At 66.8% G+C, this 21,569-nt stretch carries 18 protein-coding genes; 10 read left to right on the forward strand and 8 right to left on the reverse strand.

The genetic code is table 11. The features are described from left to right. Positions 1-60 precede the first annotated feature (60 nt). Positions 61-966, reverse strand: a complete 906-nt coding sequence (locus tag LOS78_RS20920; protein WP_028713590.1) for a LysR family transcriptional regulator — start codon at positions 964-966, stop codon at positions 61-63. Positions 967-1,110: 144 nt separating this feature from the next. On the opposite strand from LOS78_RS20920, the gene LOS78_RS20925 reads away from it, so the two are divergent. From LOS78_RS20925 to LOS78_RS20965, 9 genes are all read left to right on the forward strand, one after another. Beyond that, positions 1,111-2,145, forward strand: a complete 1,035-nt coding sequence (locus LOS78_RS20925) for an ABC transporter substrate-binding protein (protein WP_028713589.1) — start codon at positions 1,111-1,113, stop codon at positions 2,143-2,145. 17 nt (positions 2,146-2,162) lie between these two features. Then, positions 2,163-2,966 carry an ABC transporter ATP-binding protein gene (locus LOS78_RS20930; protein WP_028713588.1) on the forward strand — a complete coding sequence of 268 codons (804 nt, stop codon included), beginning with the start codon at positions 2,163-2,165 and terminating at the stop codon, positions 2,964-2,966. Further along, on the forward strand, positions 2,966-3,769 hold the full coding sequence (locus tag LOS78_RS20935; protein WP_028713587.1) for an ABC transporter permease: 804 nt from the start codon (positions 2,966-2,968) through the stop codon (positions 3,767-3,769). The genes LOS78_RS20930 and LOS78_RS20935 overlap by 1 nt, the downstream gene beginning before the upstream one ends. An 80-nt stretch (positions 3,770-3,849) precedes the next feature. Continuing rightward, positions 3,850-5,214, forward strand: a complete 1,365-nt coding sequence (locus LOS78_RS20940) for an FAD-dependent oxidoreductase (protein WP_230378602.1) — start codon at positions 3,850-3,852, stop codon at positions 5,212-5,214. Between the two features lie 14 nt (positions 5,215-5,228). Beyond that, entirely contained in the window at positions 5,229-6,398 is a 1,170-nt protein-coding gene (locus LOS78_RS20945; protein WP_230378603.1) for a CaiB/BaiF CoA-transferase family protein, read from the forward strand. Beyond that, positions 6,395-7,171, forward strand: a complete 777-nt coding sequence (locus tag LOS78_RS20950; RefSeq protein ID WP_230378604.1) for an enoyl-CoA hydratase-related protein — start codon at positions 6,395-6,397, stop codon at positions 7,169-7,171. The genes LOS78_RS20945 and LOS78_RS20950 overlap by 4 nt, the downstream gene beginning before the upstream one ends. 5 nt (positions 7,172-7,176) lie before the next feature. Beyond that, complete coding sequence (locus tag LOS78_RS20955) at positions 7,177-7,518, forward strand: ferredoxin family protein (protein WP_028713583.1); 342 nt, start codon at positions 7,177-7,179, stop codon at positions 7,516-7,518. 11 nt (positions 7,519-7,529) lie between these two features. Beyond that, complete coding sequence (locus LOS78_RS20960; protein ID WP_230378605.1) at positions 7,530-8,396, forward strand: dihydrodipicolinate synthase family protein; 867 nt, start codon at positions 7,530-7,532, stop codon at positions 8,394-8,396. Positions 8,397-8,414: 18 nt separating this feature from the next. After that, positions 8,415-9,860 carry an aldehyde dehydrogenase family protein gene (locus LOS78_RS20965; RefSeq protein WP_230378606.1) on the forward strand — a complete coding sequence of 482 codons (1,446 nt, stop codon included), beginning with the start codon at positions 8,415-8,417 and terminating at the stop codon, positions 9,858-9,860. A gap of 602 nt (positions 9,861-10,462) precedes the next feature. Here the strand turns inward: LOS78_RS20965 and LOS78_RS20970 are convergent. The 7 genes from LOS78_RS20970 to LOS78_RS21000 all read right to left on the reverse strand — a co-directional run bounded on the left by LOS78_RS20970 (position 10,463) and on the right by LOS78_RS21000 (position 20,562). Next, positions 10,463-11,839 (reverse strand): efflux transporter outer membrane subunit, encoded by a 1,377-nt coding sequence (locus tag LOS78_RS20970; protein ID WP_230378607.1) that lies wholly within the window; start codon positions 11,837-11,839, stop codon positions 10,463-10,465. Next, a complete protein-coding gene (locus LOS78_RS20975) occupies positions 11,836-14,940 on the reverse strand; it encodes an efflux RND transporter permease subunit (protein ID WP_230378608.1) in 3,105 nt (1,034 codons plus the stop codon). The genes LOS78_RS20970 and LOS78_RS20975 overlap by 4 nt, the downstream gene beginning before the upstream one ends. A 4-nt stretch (positions 14,941-14,944) precedes the next feature. Continuing rightward, positions 14,945-16,102 carry an efflux RND transporter periplasmic adaptor subunit gene (locus LOS78_RS20980; protein ID WP_230378609.1) on the reverse strand — a complete coding sequence of 386 codons (1,158 nt, stop codon included), beginning with the start codon at positions 16,100-16,102 and terminating at the stop codon, positions 14,945-14,947. Between the two features lie 77 nt (positions 16,103-16,179). Continuing rightward, positions 16,180-16,386: a hypothetical protein gene (locus tag LOS78_RS20985; RefSeq protein ID WP_230378610.1), complete on the reverse strand. Its 207-nt coding sequence runs from the start codon at positions 16,384-16,386 to the stop codon at positions 16,180-16,182. Next, positions 16,383-16,637 carry a hypothetical protein gene (locus tag LOS78_RS20990; RefSeq protein ID WP_230378611.1) on the reverse strand — a complete coding sequence of 85 codons (255 nt, stop codon included), beginning with the start codon at positions 16,635-16,637 and terminating at the stop codon, positions 16,383-16,385. Before LOS78_RS20990 ends, LOS78_RS20985 begins: the two co-directional genes overlap by 4 nt. Positions 16,638-17,179: 542 nt before the next feature. Further along, positions 17,180-18,463, reverse strand: a complete 1,284-nt coding sequence (gene rhaI, locus LOS78_RS20995; protein ID WP_230378612.1) for an L-rhamnose catabolism isomerase — start codon at positions 18,461-18,463, stop codon at positions 17,180-17,182. Continuing rightward, positions 18,460-20,562 carry a bifunctional rhamnulose-1-phosphate aldolase/short-chain dehydrogenase gene (locus LOS78_RS21000; protein WP_230378613.1) on the reverse strand — a complete coding sequence of 701 codons (2,103 nt, stop codon included), beginning with the start codon at positions 20,560-20,562 and terminating at the stop codon, positions 18,460-18,462. Before LOS78_RS21000 ends, rhaI begins: the two co-directional genes overlap by 4 nt. A 186-nt stretch (positions 20,563-20,748) precedes the next feature. On the opposite strand from LOS78_RS21000, the gene LOS78_RS21005 reads away from it, so the two are divergent. After that, entirely contained in the window at positions 20,749-21,555 is an 807-nt protein-coding gene (locus LOS78_RS21005) for a DeoR/GlpR family DNA-binding transcription regulator (RefSeq protein ID WP_028716998.1), read from the forward strand. Positions 21,556-21,569 lie beyond the last annotated feature (14 nt).

A 21,569-nucleotide genomic window follows, 5' to 3' on the forward strand; every position in this document is an offset into this window, starting at 1 on the left:
AAGGACCCATGGCAGGACAGGAAGGCCGCCGCCTCCGGCCGTGCTTGCGCAGCAACCCCTTCAGGAATCCAGACGCATGCCTGCCATTTCCCTTGCAAGCGCGTTGCACATCAGGTGCTTGGCCGGGTCGATGGGGCTTGAGGTGGAGACGAAGATCCCCACCCGGATGTTGGCAAGCATCTCCTGGATCAACGGCACGAAGCGGAGCTGGCCGTCTTCGATATCGTCGTAGAAGCCGATCTTGGTATAAAGCCCGATACCATGACCGCCCAGGATCATCTGCTTCGCAAGAAACAATGTGTTCGTGAAGATATGTGTCGACAGCGGCGTGACCAATGTCGTGATCGCCTGATCGATGATCGAGTTCCCGCCGCGGGCATCGATGGTGCGCACCAGCCTGTAGGCGGCAATGTCGTCGAGTGTGACGCTGGTTCGGCCGGCAAGCGGATGGTCGGGACGAACGATGACGCCAAAGGGCGCGGATTTTTCGGATAGCAGCCTGACGCCGGGATGATCCGAGAACGTGAAGGCGATGCCGATCTCGGCCGCGCCGCTGGCCACGGCCTGCACTGCGTCCTCGGGTTGGGCGGTCGTGACGGAGATCGAGATGTCGGGATAGATCTTTCCGAATTCGTTCATCGCCCGGGGCAGGCAGCCCATCGCAATCGAATCGATCGTGCAGATGTTGATATGCCCCGTGCGCAGATCGCGCATGTCGTCGATCAGGATCTTGGTGCGCTCGAAATCGTGAAGCACCGTACGGCAATGCTCCAGAAGGATCGCGCCCACGGCCGTCAGCTCCACGCCCTCCGGGGTGCGGTCGAAGATCGAGACGCCCAGCCGCTGCTCGACGTTGAGGATCTTGCGGTTCACCGAGGTGGACGAAACGTTGAGAAGCTGCGCCGCCTTGCGGATCGACCGCTGCCGGGCGACCTCGTCGAAATACTTCAGGAAGCTGGTATGCATGCTGCCTCGACGCCAGGGGGGTGATGCGTTTTCTGCACCACTGTTGGTAAAACTTTCTTCTATCTGCACTGCATCCGCAACGCTAAAGTCAGTGCAACAAGGTCGAAACAAGGGCCGCCCCACCACCAACAGAGAGATGGAAAGATGCGACACAGAACAAAGCTCGACCGGCGCAGTCTGTTGCAGGGCATGACGGCCCTTGGGGCCGCCTTTGTCGGAACCCGGATCGGTATCGAACGGGCCTGGGCCGCTGATATCCATACGATCAAGCTGCAGCTCGGGTGGCTGGCGGGGAACGGCATCCTGGGGGAACTGGCCGCCGATGAGAACGGCTATTTCGCCGAGGAAGGGCTGGCGCTGGAAGTCGTCGCCGGAGGTCCGAACGTGGACGGCGTGGCCTCGGTCGCGTCGGGGCGGGCCGAGATCGGCTCGATCAGCTCCAGCCCGTCGCTGATGCTGGCGCGCTCGCAGGGGCTGCCGGTCAAGTGCATCGCGGCAGGGTATCAGCAGCATCCCTTCACCTATTTTTCGCTCGAAAAGAACCCGGTGCGCGAGCCGAAGGATCTGATCGGCAAGACCGTGGCCACCAACGGCACCGCGCGGATTCTGTTGCAGGCGCTGCTGGCCGCCAATGGCATCCCCGAGGACCAGGTCGAGGTGCGGGTGATGGGCGCGGACATGTCGCCGCTGCTGACCGGCCAGGCCGATGTGGTGACCGGCTGGAAAACCAATGTCAGCGCCTTGTCGGTGCTGGGGCCGGAGCGGGTCGACATGACCCTGTGGGATGCGGGCATCAGGCTTTACGCCAATCCCTATTACGTCACCGACAGGTCGCTGAACGAAAACCCCGAGCAGGTCCGCGGGATGCTGCGCGCGATCGCACGCGGCTGGGGCTGGGTGCATGACAATCCCGAAGCCGCCGTCGACATCCTCGTGTCGCGTTATCCCAACCTTGACCGGGATGCCGAACTCGCGGCGGTGGGTGCTGTCGTCGAATACAGCTTCGACGAGGCGACGCGCGAACGCGGCTGGGGCACGATGACGCGCGAAAACTGGCAGGCGCAGATCGACATCTACGACCGCCTCGGCCAGTTCGAAGGCGGGGCGCCTGCGGTCGACGACGTCATGACCCTTTCGGTGCTGGATGAAATCGCCGCGGTGCGGCCGGTATACGGTTGAACGACATGATGGAACCCATGGAAACCCTTGTGGGGCAGCCGGTCGACACGACGCGGGTGAAGGCTCCGGCGGCCACGCTGGACGCGGCAACGGTCCGCTTCGGATCCTATACCGCCATCGACAAGCTTGACCTCCGGATCGAGGCCGGCGCGTTCTACACCATCCTTGGCCCGTCGGGATGCGGCAAGTCCACGCTGCTGCGGCTGGTCTCGGACCTGATCCCCGCCGCGGGGGGCGATGTCTCGATCTTCGGCAAGACGACCGAAGAGGCACGGCTGGCGCGGGAATTCGCCTTCGTCTTTCAGGATGCCGCCCTGCTGCCGTGGCGGTCGGCCCTGAAGAATGTCGAGCTGCCGCTGGAAATCGGGCGCAAGCGCGGGGCCGTGATCCCGACCGGGCCGCGCAGCCCCCGCGAATTGCTGGAGCTGGTCGGCCTGAAGGGCCGCGAAAACGCCCTTCCGCATGAACTGTCGGGCGGGATGCGCCAACGGGTCGCCATTGCGCGCGCGCTGCTGTGCCAGCCCAAGCTGCTGCTGATGGACGAGCCCTTTGGCGCGCTGGACGAGATGACCCGCGACCGGCTGAACCTTCAGCTGCTGGACATCTGGCGGGAGACGGGAACGACGATCCTGTTCGTGACCCATTCCATTTCCGAGGCGGTCTTCCTGGGGCAGAAGGTGATCATGCTGCGCGCCAATCCCGGACGCCTGCGCGAAATCGTCGATATCGACCTGCCCGAGCCGCGGCAGATGAAGCTGCGCGATACGCCCGAATTCAACCGCTATTGCAGCTATCTGCGCGAACTTCTGGAGACCTGCTGATGGCCGTCATCGAAAACCTTGGCATCGCCGATCCCCAGGCCCTCGCCCGAAGCGCGGCGCGCAGGGAAAGGCTGGTCTCGACCATCGTGCCCATCGGAACAGCCGTCGCGCTGGTCGGGTTGTGGCAGCTGGGGGTCAGGGCCCTGGGCGTCCCGACCTATATCGCCCCCGCGCCGTCGGACGTCGCCGTCACCCTAGTCGAGAAGTTTCCCCTGCTGATGCAGAACTTCTGGCCCACCTTCTTTGAAAGCGTGGCGGGCTTCGTGGTGGGCAATCTTGCCGCCATCCTGATCGCGGTGGCCTTCGTCCATTCCCGCAATGTCGAGCGGGCGTTCTTCCCCATCGCCGTCTTCGTCAACACCATCCCGATCCTGGCCATCGCGCCGATCCTTGTGCTGATCTTCGGGCCGGGCATGACGGCAAAGGTGGTGATCGCCGCGCTGATCTGCTTCTTCCCGACGCTGGTCAACATGGTGCGCGGTTTGCAGTCGGTCAGCCCGCAGACGCTGGAACTGGCGCGGATCCTGTCGGCGTCGAAGGCCGAGGTCTTCTGGAAGATGCGCTTGCCGTCGTCGCTGCCGTTCCTGTTCTCGGCGCTGAAGATCTCGGCCACCACCTCGGTCATCGGTGCCATCGTCGGCGAATGGGTCGGTGCGGATCTGGGCCTGGGTGCGCTGATCATCGACGCGACCTTCAATTTCAACTCGCCGCTGCTTTACGCCACGGTGCTCATGTCCTCGGGGCTGTCGGTGCTGATGTTCGCCCTGGTCACGCTGGCCGAACGCCGGATCGTGCGCTGGTAACCTGAGACCATTCGAAACAACCGGAAAATCGACGCCGCGGTCCTGACCCGCCCCGGCGTGACAGGAGGAGCTTGTCCAAAATGACCGATCGCATCAGGGATTTTCTCACCACCAGGGCCGAGCAGGTGCCGGTCGTCAGCAACACCGACGTGGTGGTGATCGGGGCGGGCCCGGCAGGTCTGTCCGCCGCCGTGTCGGCCGCCCGCAACGGGGCGCGGGTGACGCTGGTGGAACGCTATCACCACCTGGGCGGCATGGCGTCGGGCGGCATGGTCCTCGTGCTGGACGACATGGTGAACGAGGGAACCGAGATCGTCACCACCGGCATCGTCAGCGAATTCGTGGACCGGATGCAGCGCCAGGACGGCGCCGTCTTTCCCCCGCCCGAAGATTGCCAGACCAATTGGGAGATGTGGCAGAAATGGGCGCGCTGGGGCTGCATCGACTTTCACAAGCAGGGCATGCCGCAGCCGATCATCCACGCGGTCGCCTTCGACCCCGATGCCTGGAAGCGCGTCAGCCTGGACTTGGTCGCCGAGGCCGGGATCGAGCTGCGCACCCATAGCTGGTTTTCCGAAGCCATCGTCGAGAACGGCCGTGTCACCGGCGTGATCGTGCAGACCAAGCTGGGCCGGCAGGCGATCCGTGCGCGGATGGTGGTGGATGCCTCGGGCGACCTGGACGTGGCGGCCTCGGCGGGCGCGTCCTTCGCGACCGGGCAGTTCATCGTCACGACCGTCTTCCGCCTGATGGACGTGGACACCGCCAGGGCGGAAGCGTTCGAATACGAAAACCCCGAAGCTTTCAAGGCCCTCGACCGCCAGGCCAGGCGCGTCATCGGCGGGGCCTGGGGGATGTGGTGGCTGAAGACGCCGCTGCCCGGCGTGGTCTGGTGCAACTGCCCGCACATGCCGGGCTATGACGGCCTGTCGCCCGAACACATGGTCGAGGCCGAATATGAAGGCCGCCGCCGGATGATGGCGCTGCTGGACTTCGCCCGCGCCAACCTGCCGGGCTTCGAGAATGCCAAGATGCTGGGGGGGGCGGAACAGATGGGCATCCGGCAGACGCGGCTGTTGCAGGGCGAATACATCGTCACCAAGGACGACGTGAAGAAGCGGCGCCATTTCGCGGACTCGGTCTGCCGGGGCAGGGACTACTATACCCCCTATCGGGCGCTGCTGCCCCGGGGGATCGACAACCTGATCGTCGCCGGCCGGCACTATTCGGTCGAAAGCGAGGCGCAGAAGCAATCGCGTGAAATCCCCCCCTGCATGGCCCAGGGCGAGGCTGCCGGCGTGGCCGTGGCCAAGGCGCTTCAGGCCAATTGCGCGCTGCGCGACGTCGATGTCAGGGCCATCCAGAAGCAGATGCGGGCGCAGGGCGCCGATCCGGGCGACGTGCCCTCGGCCAATGCGCTGATCGAACCAATCGCCGCCGCCTGAGAAAGGGAACCACCATGACGAAACAGCACCTTCCGCTGGAGGGCATCCGCGTCCTCGACTTTACCCAGGTGATGATGGGTCCCTGCGCCACGCAGATGCTGGCCGATTTCGGTGCGGACGTGATCAAGGTCGAACGCCCCGGCGAGGGCGACCTGTCGCGCAACTTCTTCGGAGAGCCGAGCGAGGAGGCGATGAACAACGCGGTATTCGCCTCGCTCAACCGCAACAAGCGGTCGGTGGAGATCGACACCAAGTCCGAGGCCGGCCGCCGGATGATCTATGAGCTGGTCGCCCAGTCGGACGTGGTCGTGGACAATTTCCGCGCCGGGGTGATGCGGCGCCTGGGCTTCGATTATGACACGCTGTCGAAGATCAACCCCGCCATCATCTGCGCCTCGGGCACCGGCTTCGGAGAGGTCGGCCCCTATGCCCACAAGGGCGGCCAGGACGTGCTGGCCCAGGCGATGACCGGGGTCATGGAAAAGACCCAGGACCCGGCGGTTCCGAAGTCGATCTATCCGACCACGCTTTGCGACTACACGGCCGGGATGCATCTTGTGCAGGGGATCCTTGCGGCGCTGCTGGCGCGGGCCAGGACCGGGCGCGGGCAGAAGGTCGGCGTCTCGCTTTATGACTCGATGATCGCCATGCAGATGCAAGAGGCCGCGCAATGGTCGAAGCACCGCGAGGTGCTGAACTGGGCCGCGATGCCGCTGACCGGCGTCTTCGACACGACCGACGGGGCGGTGGTGGTGGTCGGCGCCTTCAAGCCGCATCCGCTGCGCGACATCTGCGCGGCCTTGCAGATCGAGGATCTGTCGGCCGATTATCCCAACCTTGCGTCGCAGCGGGCCAACAAGCCCTATCTGCAGGGACGATTCCGCGACGCCTTTGCGACCAACACGACCGCCCACTGGATCAAGCGGCTTGAGGATCAGGACCTGCTCTGCGCCCCCGTCCGCTCCCTGGGCGAGGCGCTGGATGACGCCCAGACCGCGGTCAATGGCATGTTGCTGGACCTGGACCACCCGATTCTGGGAAAGATCACCCTGGTCGGGTCGCCCGTTCATCTCAGCGAGGCCCCTCTGGTGATCCGCCATGCGCCGCCGCGGCTGGGGGAGCATACCGACGAGATCATCCGCGAATTCAACCTGAACGCCGTCGCGCGGAAGGAGGCGGTATGACCGTCCGCTTCGAAGTCGTCGATCAGGTCGCGCGCGTCACCATCGACCGTCCCGACCGGATGAATGCCGTCGATGCTGCGACCGATGCCAGGCTTGACCGCATCTGGTCGGAAATCGAGGGGCGCAGCGATATCCGCTGCGTGGTCCTGACCGGGGCGGGGGACCGGGCCTTCAGCGCGGGCGCGGACATGAAGGCCGCGAACGGGCTCAGCGGGCTGGAATACTGGGGCGCCGCCAATCCGAACGGCTTCGGCGGCATCGCCCTGCGGCAAAGCCTGACCGTGCCCGTCATCGCCCGGGTCAACGGCCTTGCCCTTGGCGGCGGGTTCGAGATGGTGCTGGGCGCCGATATCGTCATCGCCTCGACCGAGGCCCGGTTCGGGCTGCCAGAGGCACGGGTCGGTCGCCTGCCGCTGGACGGCGGCATGGTCGCCCTTCAGCGCCTGATCCCCCGCAACATCGCGGCCGGGCTGATGATGACGGGCCGGATGCTGTCCGCGCAAGAGGCCGCGCGGTTCGGGCTGGTCAACGCGGTCGTGCCGCCCGACCGGCTGGATGCCGAAGTCGATGCCTGGGTCGCGGACATCCTGTCCTGCGCGCCCTTGTCGGTGGCCGCGATCAAGGACACGATCCGTTCGACGGCCCATCTGAATCCGCATGAAGCGCGCGACCTGCGCCGCCCGGCCCTGATCGCTGCCCTGAAATCCGAGGATTCGATCGAAGGCGTCGCCGCATTCCGCGAGAAGCGCGCCCCCGTCTGGCGCGGCCGGTAAGTGCCATGGCGCTTGTCATCCAGGGCCGCTGCATCGACGTCAAGGACGGGATCTGCACCACCTCCTGTCCCGTCGATTGCATCTACGAGGGCGAGCGGATGTTCTACATCCACCCGACCGAATGCATCGAATGCGGCATGTGCGAAAGCATCTGCCCCGTCGATGCGATCCGATACGAGGACGAGCTGGACCCCGAAAATGCCATCTTCGCGCGCATCAACCGCGAGGTCTTCGTCAACGAGGCCGGCGAGATGGAAGAACCCGGCGGCTGGTCCCGTGGCATGGCGCCCCGGCCGGATCATCCGGATCTGCCGGTCCGCCCCCGTCCCGTCATGCAGGCAATCTGAAGGAGAACAGGATGAAAGGGATCGTCGCTGCGGTGCCGACACCGATCGATGCACAGGGCCGCTTCCTCGGGGCCGCCTTTGTGGAACATGCGCGCTGGGCCCTGGCCAACGGCTGTGACGGATTGAACGTCCTGGGATCCACCGGCGAGGCGAATTCCTTCGACGCCGGGACGCGCCGTGCCGTCATGACCCACGCCGCCGAGACGCTGGACCGCCGCCGCCTGATGGTCGGGACCGGCACGCCGTCGATTGACGAAACCATCGGCCTGACCCGCCATGCCGATGACCTGGGCTATCCCGTGGCCCTGGTTCTGCCGCCCTATTACTATACGCCCCCGTCCGAAGCCGGGCTGATCGCCTGGTACCTGGCGCTTCACGCGGCGCTGGGCGACCGGCCGATCCGGGTCTGGTTCTACAATTTTCCGCAGATGACCGGCTTCGTGATACCCGAGACGGTGATCGCGCATCTGCACGCCGTGGCGCCGCAGCGGTTCGATGGCATCAAGGACAGTTCCGGCGACCTTTCCTATTGCCGCGGCCTGGTCTCCCGGCTCCCCGGCCTGCAGGTCTTTCCCAGTTCGGAAACCACGCTGGCCGAGGGACGAAGGGACGGCTTCGCAGGCTGCATCTCGGCCACGGCGAACCACACAGCCCCGATCTGCGCGCGCCTCTGGCGGGGAGAGACGGGGCTGGTGCCCCGCTTGGCCGAGTTGCGGGCCGCCATATCGGCATGCCCTCTGATCCCCGCGGTCAAGTATCTGGTGGCCCGCCGCGCCGCCAACCCCGAATGGCAGAACGTGCTGCCGCCCTTCACGGCCCTTGGCGCGTCCGCCATCGCATCGCTGGATCGGCTGGCGTCCGAGCGCGTCGCAGCCTGAACCCAGCAGGAGAAGACCATGAAAGACAGGAACGAAATCCAGGGCAACCTGATCGGCGGCGAATGGCTGTCGGACGGCGACTGCCGCCCCGATGTGAACCCTTCCGATACCCGCGACATCATCGGGTTCTTTGCCTCTGCGGACCGCGCCGCGGTCGATCAGGCCGTCCACGCTGCCCGGTCGGCCTTTCCGGCTTGGGCCTCCGCCGGTCCGCAGGTCCGGCACGACCTGCTTGATGCCGTCGGCACCGAATTGCTGGCGCGCAAGGAAGAGATCGGGCGCCTCCTTGCACGGGAAGAAGGCAAGACCCTGCCCGAGGCGATGGGCGAGACCGTCCGCGCGGGCCAGGTCTTCAAGTTCTTTGCCGGAGAGGCGCTGCGCGTCGCCGGCGATGCCCAGCAGTCGGTCCGCCCCGGCATCGACGTCGCCGTCACCAGAGAGCCTTTGGGCGTCATCGCCCTGATCACGCCCTGGAACTTTCCGATCGCCATCCCGGCCTGGAAGATCGCGCCCGCGCTTGCCTATGGCAATTGCGTGGTGCTGAAGCCCGCCGAACTGACGCCGGGCTGCGCCCATGTGATCGCGCAGCTTCTGCACAAGCATGGCTGCCCGGCCGGCGTCTTCAACCTGGTGATGGGGCAGGGTTCGGTCTTGGGCGATGCCCTGGTGTCGCATCCGGGAATCGATGCGGTGTCCTTCACGGGTTCGGTGGCGACCGGCTCGCGCATCGCCGCGACATGCGGCACCCTGCGCCGGAAGGTCCAGCTTGAGATGGGCGGCAAGAATCCGATGGTGGTGATGGACGACGCCGATCTGCAGACCGCGGTTCAGGCCTGCCTGAATGGCGCCTTCTTCTCGACCGGGCAGCGTTGCACGGCGTCTTCGCGGCTGATCGTGCAGAAAGGCATCCACGATGCCTTTGTCGAGAGGCTTGGCCGCGAAATGCGGGCCCTGCGCGTCGGGGATGCCTTGCAGCCGGATACCCAGATCGGGCCGGTGGTCGATCAGCGCCAGCTTGATTCCAACCTTGCCTATGTGGACCTGGCCCGAAGCGAAGCCGCCGAGGTGCTTGGCGGCGAGCGGCTGGAGCTGGACAAGCCCGGTTTCTACCAGGCGCCGGCCCTGTTCCTGAACACGACGAACGGCGCCCGCATCAACCGCGAGGAAATCTTCGGCCCCTGCGCTTCCGTCATCCAGGTCGAGGATTTCGACGAGGCCCTGGCCACTGCCAACGACACGGAATTTGGCCTTTCGGCCGGCATCTGCACGGGCAGCCTGAAACACGCCTCGGAATTCCGCCGTAGGGTCGAGGCGGGAATGGTCATGGTGAATCTTCCGACCGCAGGCGTCGATTATCATGTGCCGTTCGGAGGGCGTAAGGGCTCGTCCTTCGGCCCGCGGGAACAGGGCCGCTATGCTGCCGAGTTCTACACGGTGGTGAAGACAGCTTATCAGCTGGCCTAGCAATCGTGCCGTCCGCATATCTACCGCTATCCCGGCGGCACGGCACCGGCGGTTGTCGAGCCCGCGGCGCGTGGCGGTGTGGTCGACCACCGCAACCACGCGCTGCCCAGACCCGAGACGGGCGAGCATTGGGAGCTGCAACCGGCGCCTTGTCAGCTTGCGCGCCTCGGCACCCTTCAGTGCGGGCCGCCGTCACGACATTGCCGACCTTGGGGCCTTCGCGGGTCTGTTCACTGCTGTCGGGGACGGCGGGCTGCCCCACCGCCTCGGTCTTGACCACACAGCGCCGGTCGGCCTGCCCGCAGCGCCCGGCGGCTCCCGTCATGGCGGGGGTCGCGGCCAGGTTCAGCTGCGTCAGGACCATCAGAGGGCGGCTTGGCCCGTCGCGCCGGGCATTTGTGGTCGTTCCGCCGGCATTCCGCCGGCGGGCCGTGGCCATCTGGCTGCTGTCCAGGGCCGTCACCGAACAGACTCCGGGCCCCAGGCGGCGGATTCAGCAGACCTGCGCCGTGCATCCCATCAGGCCATTTGCGCAGCGCAGTCCGGAAGACTCGCAAAGCGATCGCATCACGCGCAGATCAACTCACCATGCGGCGCCGGCGCTAGCGTCTGACCAGCACCACCTCGCCGGCACCGGCGCCCGTGGCGATCTGCAGCGCCGCCCATTCCTTGGCGGCCTGGTTGCGGGCCGAGGCGGCCGAGAGCCGGGCGCTGGCCGTCGAGCGGTCGGAATCGAGCAGGTCCAGAAGCGCCAGCCCGCCCTCGGCAAAGCTGGTCCGGGCCAGCCGATAGGCCCGGTCATAGGCCGCTGCCGCGCCTTCCAGCGCCGCGGCCTGCTGGCGATAGCGGCGCAGGTTCGATTGCGCGACCTGCACGTCCTCGACCGCCTGCGACACGCTGGCCCGCCAGGCGATCTCGGCCTCGCGCCCCTCGGCGATGCGCCGCGCGCGGGTGGCCTGCAGCGCGCCCTGGTTCAGCACCGGAAACGAGATCGCCGGGCCGAAGCCCCAGGTCTTCGCCCCGCCGCTTTCGCTGACCGAACCCGTTAGCGTCAGCGAGGGCAGCAGGTCGGCCGTCGCCACCCCCACCGCCGCCAGCGCCGCGGCCAGGTCGTATTCGGCCGAGCGCACATCGGGCCGGTTGCGCAAGAGGTCTGCCGGCACGCCGGCGCGGGCGCTGCCGGGAATGCGGGGCTGGCCCGAGCCGCGCCGCATCTGCGCCTGAACCGAGCTGGCCGGTTCGTTGAGCAGCGTCGCGATGCTGAAAACCTGCGCGTCGAACTGTGCCTGATAGCCCGGGATCTCGGCCCGCGCGGCAGCCAGCAGCGCCTCGGCCTGGGCCATGTCGAACTCGCTGACCACGCCGAACTCGCGCTGCTCGCGGGTGATGCGGACGGTTTCCTCGCGGCTCGAAACCGTCTGCCGCGTCAGCGCCAGGGCCTGCTGGTAATAGCGCGCGTCGCTATAGGCGTCGATCAGCTCGGCGATCCAAGCCAGCCGCGCCGTGCCCAGATCCGCCTTGGCGGCCTCGAGGCTGGCCGCCGCGCCCTGCCTTTGGCGCCGGGCGCCGCCGAACAGGTCGAAGACGAAATTCGCGCCAAGGCTGGAGGTGGTAACGTTCTGCACCGCCGCGCCCGCCGTGGAGCCGCGTTCGCGCGACGCATCGGCCGAGCCGGATGTCTGCGCCGCCAGCACCCCGGTGCCGCGCAGGTCGGCGGCGGCGGCGCGGATGCGCTCGCGCGCGGCCGCCTCGTCCAGGTTCTGCTTCAGGCCGCGCGCGATCAGCTCGTTCAGCACCGGGTCGCGATATTCGGCCCAGAAGGCGCGGGTGGCGACCTTGCCGGCGGATGCGGTCTCGCCTTCGGCGAAGGTCGCGGGCACGGGGATTGCGGGTCGGTCGTCGGGATCGGGTCCGACGGCCGTGCAGCCCGCCGCCAGAAGCAGCAGCGCCGGGCCGAGGAATCGGGAAGGGGAAATCACGTCTTGGCTCTCTTGCTGGTGAAATGCTGCACGGTCCTGAGGACCGCGACGTAGAAGACGGCGACGAGGAAGATGCCGATCACCGCCGAGGCCGCGATGCCGCCCAGCACGCCGATGCCGATGGAGTGCTGCGCCGCCGCGCCCGCGCCGCTGGCCAGCGCCAGGGGCAGGACGCCCAGCATGAAGGCCAGGGTGGTCATCAGGATCGGACGCAGCCGCATGCGCGATGCCTCGACCGCGGCCTCCAGCAGCGGCTTGCCCTGCCGGTGCAGCATCTCGGCGAATTCCACGATCAGGATGGCGTTGCGCGCCGCAAGCCCGATGGTGGTCAGCAGGCCGACCTTGAAATAGACGTCGTTCGACTGGCCGAAGGCCAGCGCCGCCGCCATGGCGCCGACGATGCCGATGGGCACGGTCATCATCACCGAAAGCGGCACCGACCAGCTTTCGTAAAGCGCCGCCAGCGCCAGGAACACCACCAGGGCGGACAGCGCGAACAGCATGGGCGCCTGGTTGCCCGACAGCCGCTCCTGATAGGACAGCCCGGTCCAGGCGGTGCCGTAGCCGCCATCCATGCCGGCGACCAGTTCCTCCATCACCTCCATCGCGGTGCCCGAGGAGACGCCCTGCGCCGCGGCGCCGGAAATCTCCATCGAGCGGGTGCCGCCATAGCGGGCCAGGCTCTGCGCCTGCTGGTCCCATTCCTGCGCGGTGAAGGCGGCGAAGGACACCATGTCGCCGTCGCTGTTCCTGACATACCATTTCTCGATGTCGTCGGACTGCATCCGCGCGCCCGCCGCGCCCTGGACGATCACCGGGCGCAGCTCGGCCCCCAGCGCGAAATCGTTGACGTTCGCACTGGCGAAGATCACCGACAGCGTGGTGTTCAGGTCCGAGATCGACAGGCCATAGGCCGCGGCCTTCTGCTGGTCGATGTCGATGCGGCGCGAGGTCTCGAAGGGCGCGTCATTGCCCTGCAGGCTGGTGACGCGGCCGTCCTGCGTCGCCTTCCGGACCAGTTCGTCGGCGGCCGCGGCCAGCGCCTCCTGCCCGTTGCCCGCCTGGTCGATCAGCTGCATGGTGAAGCCGGCGGTATTGCCCATGCCCTGGATGGCCGGCGGCTGCATGAAGAACACCTGTCCGTTCTTGTTCGACATGAACCTCATGTTGCCCCGCGTCGCCATCGAGGCGGCGTCGAAACCCTCGCGCTGGTCGAAATCCCTGAGCTTGATGAAGATCATCGCATTGCGCGCGCCCGAGCCGCCGAAGCCGAAGCCGAGCGCCGCGAAGACGCTTTCGGCGGTGTCGCTTTCCTCGCCCAGCACGTATTGCTCGACCTCCTCGACCAGCGCCCTGGTGCGCTCGGCGGTCGAGCCCTCGGGGGTCTCGACCATGACCATCAGCACGCCCTGGTCCTCGGACGGCAGGAACGAGCCGGGCAGCTTCTGATAGAGCATGTATGCCCCGGCGCCGAAGGCCAGCAGCACGACCAGGAAGCGGAAGGGCCGGCGCACGAAGGCGCCCACCACCCCGGCATAGCCGTTCGTGGCGCGGTCCAGGCTGCGGTTGAACCAGCGCGCGGGCGCGATGCCGCCGCCATGGCCGCGCGGCTTCAGCAGCGTGGCGCACATGGCCGGGGTCAGGATCAGCGCGACGCCCAGCGACAGCACCATGGCCGAGATGATGGTGACCGAGAACTGCCGATAGATCACCCCGGTCGAGCCGGACATGAAGGCCATCGGCAGGAACACCGCCGACAGCACCAGCACGATGCCGATCAGCGCCGAGGAAATCTCGTCCATGCTCTTCTCGGTCGCCTCGACCGGGCCGATGCCTTCCTTCTCCATCACCCGCTCGACATTCTCGACCACGACGATGGCGTCGTCGACCAGAAGGCCGATGGCCAGCACCATGGCGAACATGGTCAGGGTGTTGATCGACATGCCGAAGAAGGACAGCACCCCGAAGGTGCCCAGCAGCACCACCGGGATCGCCAGCGTCGGGATCAGCGTCGCCCGCCAGCTTTGCAGGAAGACCAGGATGACCAGGAAGACCAGCACCACCGCCTCGATCAGCGTGTGATAGACTTGGTTGATGGATTCCTCGACGAAGGGCGAGGTGTCGTAGGGGTAGACGATCTGCACCCCGGCCGGCAGCGAGGCTTGCAGCCCGTCCAGCACGTTGCGCACGGCGGCGGCCGTATCGACGGCATTGGCTCCGGTCGCGAGGTTCACGCCGAAGCCCGCCGCCGGCATGCCGTTGTAGCGCGAGGACGAGCCGTAATCCTCTTGCCCGATCTCGATATCGGCCACGTCGCCCAGGAAGACCGTGGCGCCGTCGCTGTCGGTGCGCAGCAGGATGCGCTCGAACTCGCGCACCGAGGTCAGCTGCGACTGCGCCGAAAGCGGCACGTTCAGCTGCTGGCCCTTGATCGTCGGCTGGCTGCCGAGGCTGCCCACGGTGACGTTGGTGTTCTGTTCGCTGACCGCCGAGACCACGTCCGAGGGCGTGACCTGGTATTGCAGCATCCGGTCGGGATCGAGCCAGATCCGCATCGCATAGCCCGAGCCGAAGCTGTTGATCGAGCCGACGCCGGCGGTGCGCTTGACCGGGTCCTCGATGACCTGCGCGACCAGATCGCCCAGTTCCAGCGAGGTCATGCTGCCGTCGGTCGAGGTCAGCGCCCCCACCAGCAGGATCGACGAGGTCGAGCGCGTGACCGAGACCCCCCGGCTCTGCACGGCGTCGGGCAGTTGCGAGGTCACCAGTTGCAGCTTGTTCTGCACCTGCACCTGGGCGATGTCCGGATCCACGCTGTCGTCAAAGGTCAGCTGGATCGAGCTCGACCCCTGCGACGAGGTCGAGGTCATGTAGGTCAAGCCGTCAAGCCCGGTCATGCCGTCCTCGATGATCGAGGTCACCGAGTTCTCGACGATGTCGGGCGAGGCGCCGGTATAGGTGGCGCTGATGCGCACGGTGGTCGGCGCGATGTCGGGATATTGCGCGATGGGCAGGCTGGACAGGCCATAGACCCCGGCCAGCATGGTGATGATGGCCAGAACCCAGGCAAAGACCGGCCGGTGGATGAAGAAACGGGCCATCGGATCACTCCGCCTGCGTCGCCGGCAGGTCGCGGACCACGCCGTTCTCGTCGATCTCGACGGGGGTGGCGGCGATCTCGGCGCCCTCGGCCAGGCCGGTGATGCCGTTCACGATCAGCGCATCGCCTGCTTGCAGCCCGGCGCTGACGATCCAGCTGTTCTGATGCACGCCCTCCTCGGTCAGCACGCGCTTCGCGGCCTTGCCATCCTCGGCCACCCAGGCCGAAAGCGTGCCGTCGCGGCTGCGCGTCGCGGCCATCTGCGGCACCAGGATCGCCTGGATCCGGCCGATCTCGATGCGACCGCGCACGAACATGCCGGGCAGGATGCGGCGCTCGGGATTGTCGAAGCGGAAGCGGAAATCGATGGCCCCGGTCGAGGTCGAGACGGTATAGCCCGGCGCCACCATCTCGCCGGTGGCGGCATAGGTCGCGCCGTTCTCCAGCGTCAGCTGCGCCTTCAGCGTCTGGCTCATCTCGATCTGGCCCGACTCGATGCGGTCGCGGATGCGCTGCAGCCGGGCCGAGGGTTCGTACATGTCCACGTCGATCGGGTCGAGCTGCGTCACCGTCGCCAGCGCGTCGCTTTGCCCCGAGGTCACAAGGTCGCCCGGCGAGACCGCGGCGACCGAGGGCAGCCCGTCCAGCGGGTTGGCGATCGTGGTCCAGGACAGCTGCGTTTCGGCCAGCTTCAGCGCCGCCTCGGCCGCAGTGGCGGCGGCCTGCGCCTGCTCCATCGTGGCCTGGGCCTGTTCCAGCGCCGCCTGGGTCGAGCCCGAGCCCTGCAGCCTGCGCGCCCGTTCATAGGCGGCCTCGGCCTGCGGCACGGCCGCCCTGGCGGAAGCGAGATTGGCCCGCGCCTCCTCGACCGCGGCCTCGTAGGTGGTCGGGTCGATCCGGAACATCGGATCGCCCGCCTTGATCGGCTGGCCGGGATTGTAAAGCACCTCGGTCACGAAACCGTCCACCCGCGGGCGGATATCCACCGCGTCGCGCGCCACGGCCCGGCCGGGCAGGGTGCTGACCAGCGGCACGGATTCGGCCTTGACCGCGACGACGCCGACTTCCTTCGGGCCGGATGCCGGCTGCTGCTGGGCTTCGGCCTGCCCCGCAACGGAAAGGGCGGCCAGGACGAGGCCCAGAAGAAACGAGCGAAAGTTCATGCGGATAATCCCTGGTCGAAAACGGATTGGTTCGGTTCAGCCTGCCACAGGTTGCGCCGGGGCGGGAGGGGGCGGTTTCATCGCCGGTTCTCCGCGCTGTCCCAGAGCACCCAGAGCCAGAACAGCCCGTTCAGCAGCCCGCCGATGGCGGCGCCGCGCCCGGCATGGCCGAAGGCCCAGCCGATCAGCGCACAGACCTCGACGCTGAGCGCCAGCGTCATGGCGAACCAGATGAGCGCGCCGAACAGCCTTGTCGGCCAGTCGTGGTCGTGGCCCAGCGTCATCCGACCCGCCCTTCCCGAGACGCGCCGGCCAGTGGGAGGCCGTCGCAAAGGGCGTCGGCGACGGCCGCATTCGGCACCAGGTCCAGCAGGCCGCCGCGAACATGGCCCGGCCGAAAGACCAGGCTTTCGCCGCCGAACCCGATCAGGCTGGACGACACCATCCGCGCCGCGCCGGCATCGGCCTGCGCATCCCCGCGCGTCGCGCAAGGCGTCATGCGCCGCCGGGCTTCGGCTAGGGTCTTGCTGGCCATCTTCGCGTCCTGTCACCTGTCTTCGGGCGGCGTCTTGCCGCCACCCGAAACCATGATGCCCATCAATCGTCCGGACGCACGCAGAGTTTTGTAAGGAATTGTTTCTGAAAGGCGACGAGAAATGCTTCGTTACAAATTCGGTTTTTCGGGAAACACACGGATACAGCGAGGACGAACGGCGGAAACAGCCCGCGGCTATATGGAAACCGGGCCTCCGCCGCCGCGCGGAGCCGGATGATTCGCGCCAGAGTCGGGCGGGGGATGTCCGATCCGCAGGACCATACCAGTCGCGCTGATCCTCGGCGCCCTGCTGGTCGCCGGTGCGCCGGCGCAGAACGAGGCCGGAAGGTTCGCCAAAATCACCGGACCCCGCCCTAGGGCGGCGACGGGCCCAGCGACCCGAATGTTTGAGGAGGAATAAGCAAGCATATATACAGCTGCTTCGGTGAACAGATGTTCCGAATATCGGAATACTGATAGTCTATTGGCTGAGCCTGGGGGGAGGTCTCGCGTTCGTCCTTTGTGGGCGGATCGAGGTGAAGTCAGACGATGCCTCCGCCCCCGGACATTGCCTTGGGTCTCTGGGCGGCAACGCGGGCGCGATAGCGCGAGGCGCGGAAGGTCGCGACCGGATCGATGGCCGCGCCGGCGCGCAGCCGTGCCATTTGCAGGATCGGCTCGACATCGGTGCGGAAGGCCGCGCGCAGCGTCGCCGCCGCCATCAGCGCATCGTTTTCCGCCCGGAAGCCCTCCAGCGCCGCGCGGTCGACCAGCGAAGCCTGCACGAAGGCGCGCTGGATCTCGCCGGCCGAGACGATCAGGCTTTCGATCGGATCGGTGACATTGTGGCTCTGGTCGATCATATGGGCCAGGTCGAGGCCGGGCGTGTCCTCCAGCTCGACCAGTTCGTTGAAGATCAGGAACAGGCGGAAGGGCTCGATGGTGCCGCTGTCCAGGTCGTCGTCGCCATATTTGCTGTCGTTGAAATGGAAGCCGCCCAGCTTTCCGGCCCGCACCAGCCGCGCCACGATCATCTCGATATTGACGTTCGGGGCGTGATGGCCCAGGTCCACCAGGCATTGCGCCTGCGGGCCCAGCTCCTGCGCGGTCATCAGGCTGGTGCCCCAGTCCTGCACGACGGTCGAATAGAAGGCCGGCTCATAGATCTTGTGCTCGGAAAAGATCCGCCAGTCCTCGGGCAGCCCGGCATAGATCGCCTTCATCGAGTCGAGATAGCGGTCGAACTGCCGCGACAGCGAGGTCTGGCCGGGAAAGTTCGAGCCGTCGCCGATCCAGACGGTCAGCGCCCTGGATCCGATGGCCCGGCCGATCTCGATGCATTCCAGGTTGTGCTCGACCGCCTGCCGGCGCGTCTCCGGGTCGGTATGCGAGAGCGAGCCGAACTTGTAGCTGCGCGCCTGCCCGGGCTGGTCCTGGAAGGTGTTCGAGTTCATGGCGTCGAAGCCCAGCCCGACCTCCTCGGCCTTTTCGCGCAGCAGCGACGGGTCTTCCCTGTCCCAAGGGATATGCAGGCTGACCCGCGGCGTCGCGGCGGTGAGCTGGTGGATGGCGCCGCAATCGTCCAGCTTGTCCATGATGCCGCGCGGCTCGCCCTCGCCGGGAAACCGGGCGAAGCGGGTGCCGCCGGTGCCGGTCCCCCAGCTGGGGATGGCGACGCCGAAGGACATGGCGCGGGCGGTCAACGCCTCGATATCGACGCCCCGGCGCGCAAGACGAGCGCCAAGGGCCTGGTAATCGGCCTGCAGATCGGCCTCGCGGGCGGCGTTTTCCGCCTCGATCACGGTTTTCTCGATCATGGTCGTCACCGGGTGAAAGCCTGGACGTTGCCGGCGTCCACGTTCAGGATATTGCCGGTCGATTTCGCGGAAAGGTCGCTGGCAAGGAAATAGGCGGCCTCGGCAATGTCCTCGGGCAGGACCGAGCGTTTCAGCATCGACCGCTGGCGATACATCTCCTCCAGCCCCTCCTTGTCGGTGCCATAGGTCGAGGCGCGCTGGTCCAGCCACTCGCCCTCCCAGATGCGCGAGCCGCGCAGCACGGCGTCGGGGTTCACCACGTTGACGCGGATCCCCGCCTCGGCCCCCTCCAGGGCCAGGCAGCGGGCCAGATGGATCTCGGCCGCCTTGGCGGTGCAATAGGCGCTGGCATTGGGGCTGGCCGCCAGACCGTTCTTGGAGGCGACGAAGATCACCGAGCCGCCGATCTTCTGGATGCGGAACAGGCGGAACGCCTCGCGTGAAACCAGGAAATACCCGGTGGAGAGGATGTCCATGTTCTTGTTCCACAACGCCAGCGAGGTTTCCTCGACCGGGGCCGAAGAGGCGATCCCGGCATTCGAGACCAGGATGTCGATGCCGCCGAACTCGACCGCCGTTTCGGCATAGGCGCTTGCGACCTGGTTCTCGTCGGTGACGTTCACCGAAACCGAGCGGATCGCGTCGGGGCCGAAGCTGCCGGCCAGCCCGTCATGCGCGCGCCTGAGGGCATCGGCATCGATATCGGCCAGCATCACGCAGGCGCCTTCGCGCAGGAAACGCTCGGCCGTGGCCGCGCCGATGCCGCCCGCGCCGCCGGTGACCAGCGCCACCCGGCCGGCCAGCGATTTCGGCTTTGGCAGCCGCTGCAGCTTCGCCTCCTCCAGCAGCCAGTATTCGATGTCGAAGGCTTCCTGCTCGGGCAGGCCCTGATAGGTGGACACCGCGCTGGCCCCGCGCATCACGTTGATGGCGTTGACGTAGAACTCGGCCGAGATGCGCGCCGTGGCCTTGTCCAGCGCAAAGGTGATCATGCCGACGCCCGGCACCAGGTAGACCACGGCATTGGGGTCGCGCAGCGCGGGGCTGTCGGGGTGCTTGCAGCGGTCGTAATAGGCGGTGTAATCGGCGCGGTAATCGGCGACGGCCTTTTCAAGGCCGGCGATGGTCGCGTCCAGATCCGGCTTGGCGGGGTCGAAATCGACGACCAGCGGCCGGATCTTGGTGCGCAGGAAATGGTCCGGGCAGGAGGTGCCCAGGGGCGCCAGCCCCTCCAGCATGGTCGAGCCGACAAACTCCAGCACCGCGGGCTGATCGTCGAAATGGCCGACCTTGTGGCGGTCCCGGGAAATCAGGCCCCGGATCGCCGGCATCAGCCGGGCGGCGATCTCGCGTCGCTGCGCCGCGGGCAGGGTGGGGCGGCAGGCGCCGCCAAAGGCGGGCTTGCCTGCCGATTTCCGCTCCAGCCATTCGGCCGCGCGGTTGATCACCGACAGGGTGGTCACATAGCATTCCCTGGCATCGTCGGCCCAGGTGAACAGGCCATGGCTTTCCAGCACGCAGCCCTTGGCCTGCGGGTTCTCGGCGGCAAATCGCTCCAGCCACAGGCCCAGCTCGTAGCCCGGCTTCTTCCAGGGCAGCCAGCCGATCTCGTCGCCGAAGATCTCGGCCGTCAGCGCCCTGGAATCGACCGAGCCCGCGATGGCGATGATCGCGTCGGAATGCACGTGATCGACATGGCGACGGGGCACATAGGCATGCAGCGGCGTGTCGATCGAGGCGGCGCGCGGGTTCAGCCCGAAGGTGCAGTGGGGCAGGTAGCCGACCATCTCGTCCTCATGCGCGGGGCCGCGATACTTGCCCTTCAGCGCCTGCAGCCGGTCCATGTAGAGCGTGGCGAAACCATCCATCTTCATCGAGCCGATATCGCCGCCCGAGCCCTTGACCCAAAGCACCTCGACGGGTTCGCCGGTCAGCGGATCGGTCTCGATCACCTTGGCCGAGGTGTTGCCGCCCCCGTAATTGGTGACGCGCTTGTCCGAGCCGAGCAGGTTCGAGCGATAAAGCAGTTTTTCCGATTCGCTCATGGATGCCGCCCTGGCGTCATCCCACAGGTTTTCCAAGCGGTTGGCGGTCATTGTCGTGGTCATGCGATCCTCCCCCTGCGGGCGGCGGCTTGCCGCGCGGTCAGGATGCACATAACCCTGCGGCGGCCTTGCCGTCAATCATTTTCAATCATATTCGATCATAATCCCGCATCAATACCAGAGAATGCGATCAAAATTGATTGACAATGCGCGTAAATGATGGAAACTGAGTCGCCAATGGAGTGAGACATGCTGGAATCCGAGCGCCACCGCATCATTCTGTCCGCCGTGCAGGAACGGCCGGTCGTGACCGTCGCCGATCTCTGTGCGCTGACCGGCGCTTCCGAGGCGACGGTGCGGCGCGACATTGCCCAGCTGCATGTCGGCAAGAAGCTGCGGCGGGTGCGCGGCGGGGCCGAGGCCATTGCGCCGCCGCAATTCGCCGGGATCAATGCGCGGCCCTTCGCGGTCGATCAGACGATCAATATCGCTCAGAAACGCGCAATCGCCCAGGCGGCGGTCGAGCTGTGCCAGGATGGCGATGCCATCATCATCAACGGCGGCACCACCACCTTCCAGATGGTGCATCCGCTGTCCACCCGGCGGCTGCAGGTCTTTACCAACAGCTTTCCCATCGCCGAGCACCTGCTCAAGCATTCCAAGAACACCGTGCTGGTTCCGGCGGGCGCCATCTATCGCGAACAGAACATCATCCTGTCGCCCTTCGACGAGGACGGCAGCAACCATTTCTATGCCCGGCTGATGTTCATGGGTTGCCGCGGCCTGGGGCCGCTGGGGCTGATGGAGGGCGATCCGCTGCTGGTCCAGGCCGAGCAGAAGCTGATCGACCAGGCCGACGAGCTGGTGGTGCTGGCCGACAGCTCGAAGTTCCGCCAGCGTTCCAGCCTGCTGCTCTGCCCGCTGACGCGCATCCACACCGTCATCACCGATGACGGGATCGAGGACCGCGCCGCCAAGATGCTGGAGGCGGCCGAGATCCGCCTGATCGTGGTCGAGCCGGCGGCGTCGAACCGGAAGAAACGCGCCGAGGAGTAAGGCGCGACACCGCT

The sequence above is a fragment of the Paracoccus sp. MA genome (assembly GCF_020990385.1).
Classification (GTDB): Bacteria; Pseudomonadota; Alphaproteobacteria; order Rhodobacterales; family Rhodobacteraceae; genus Paracoccus.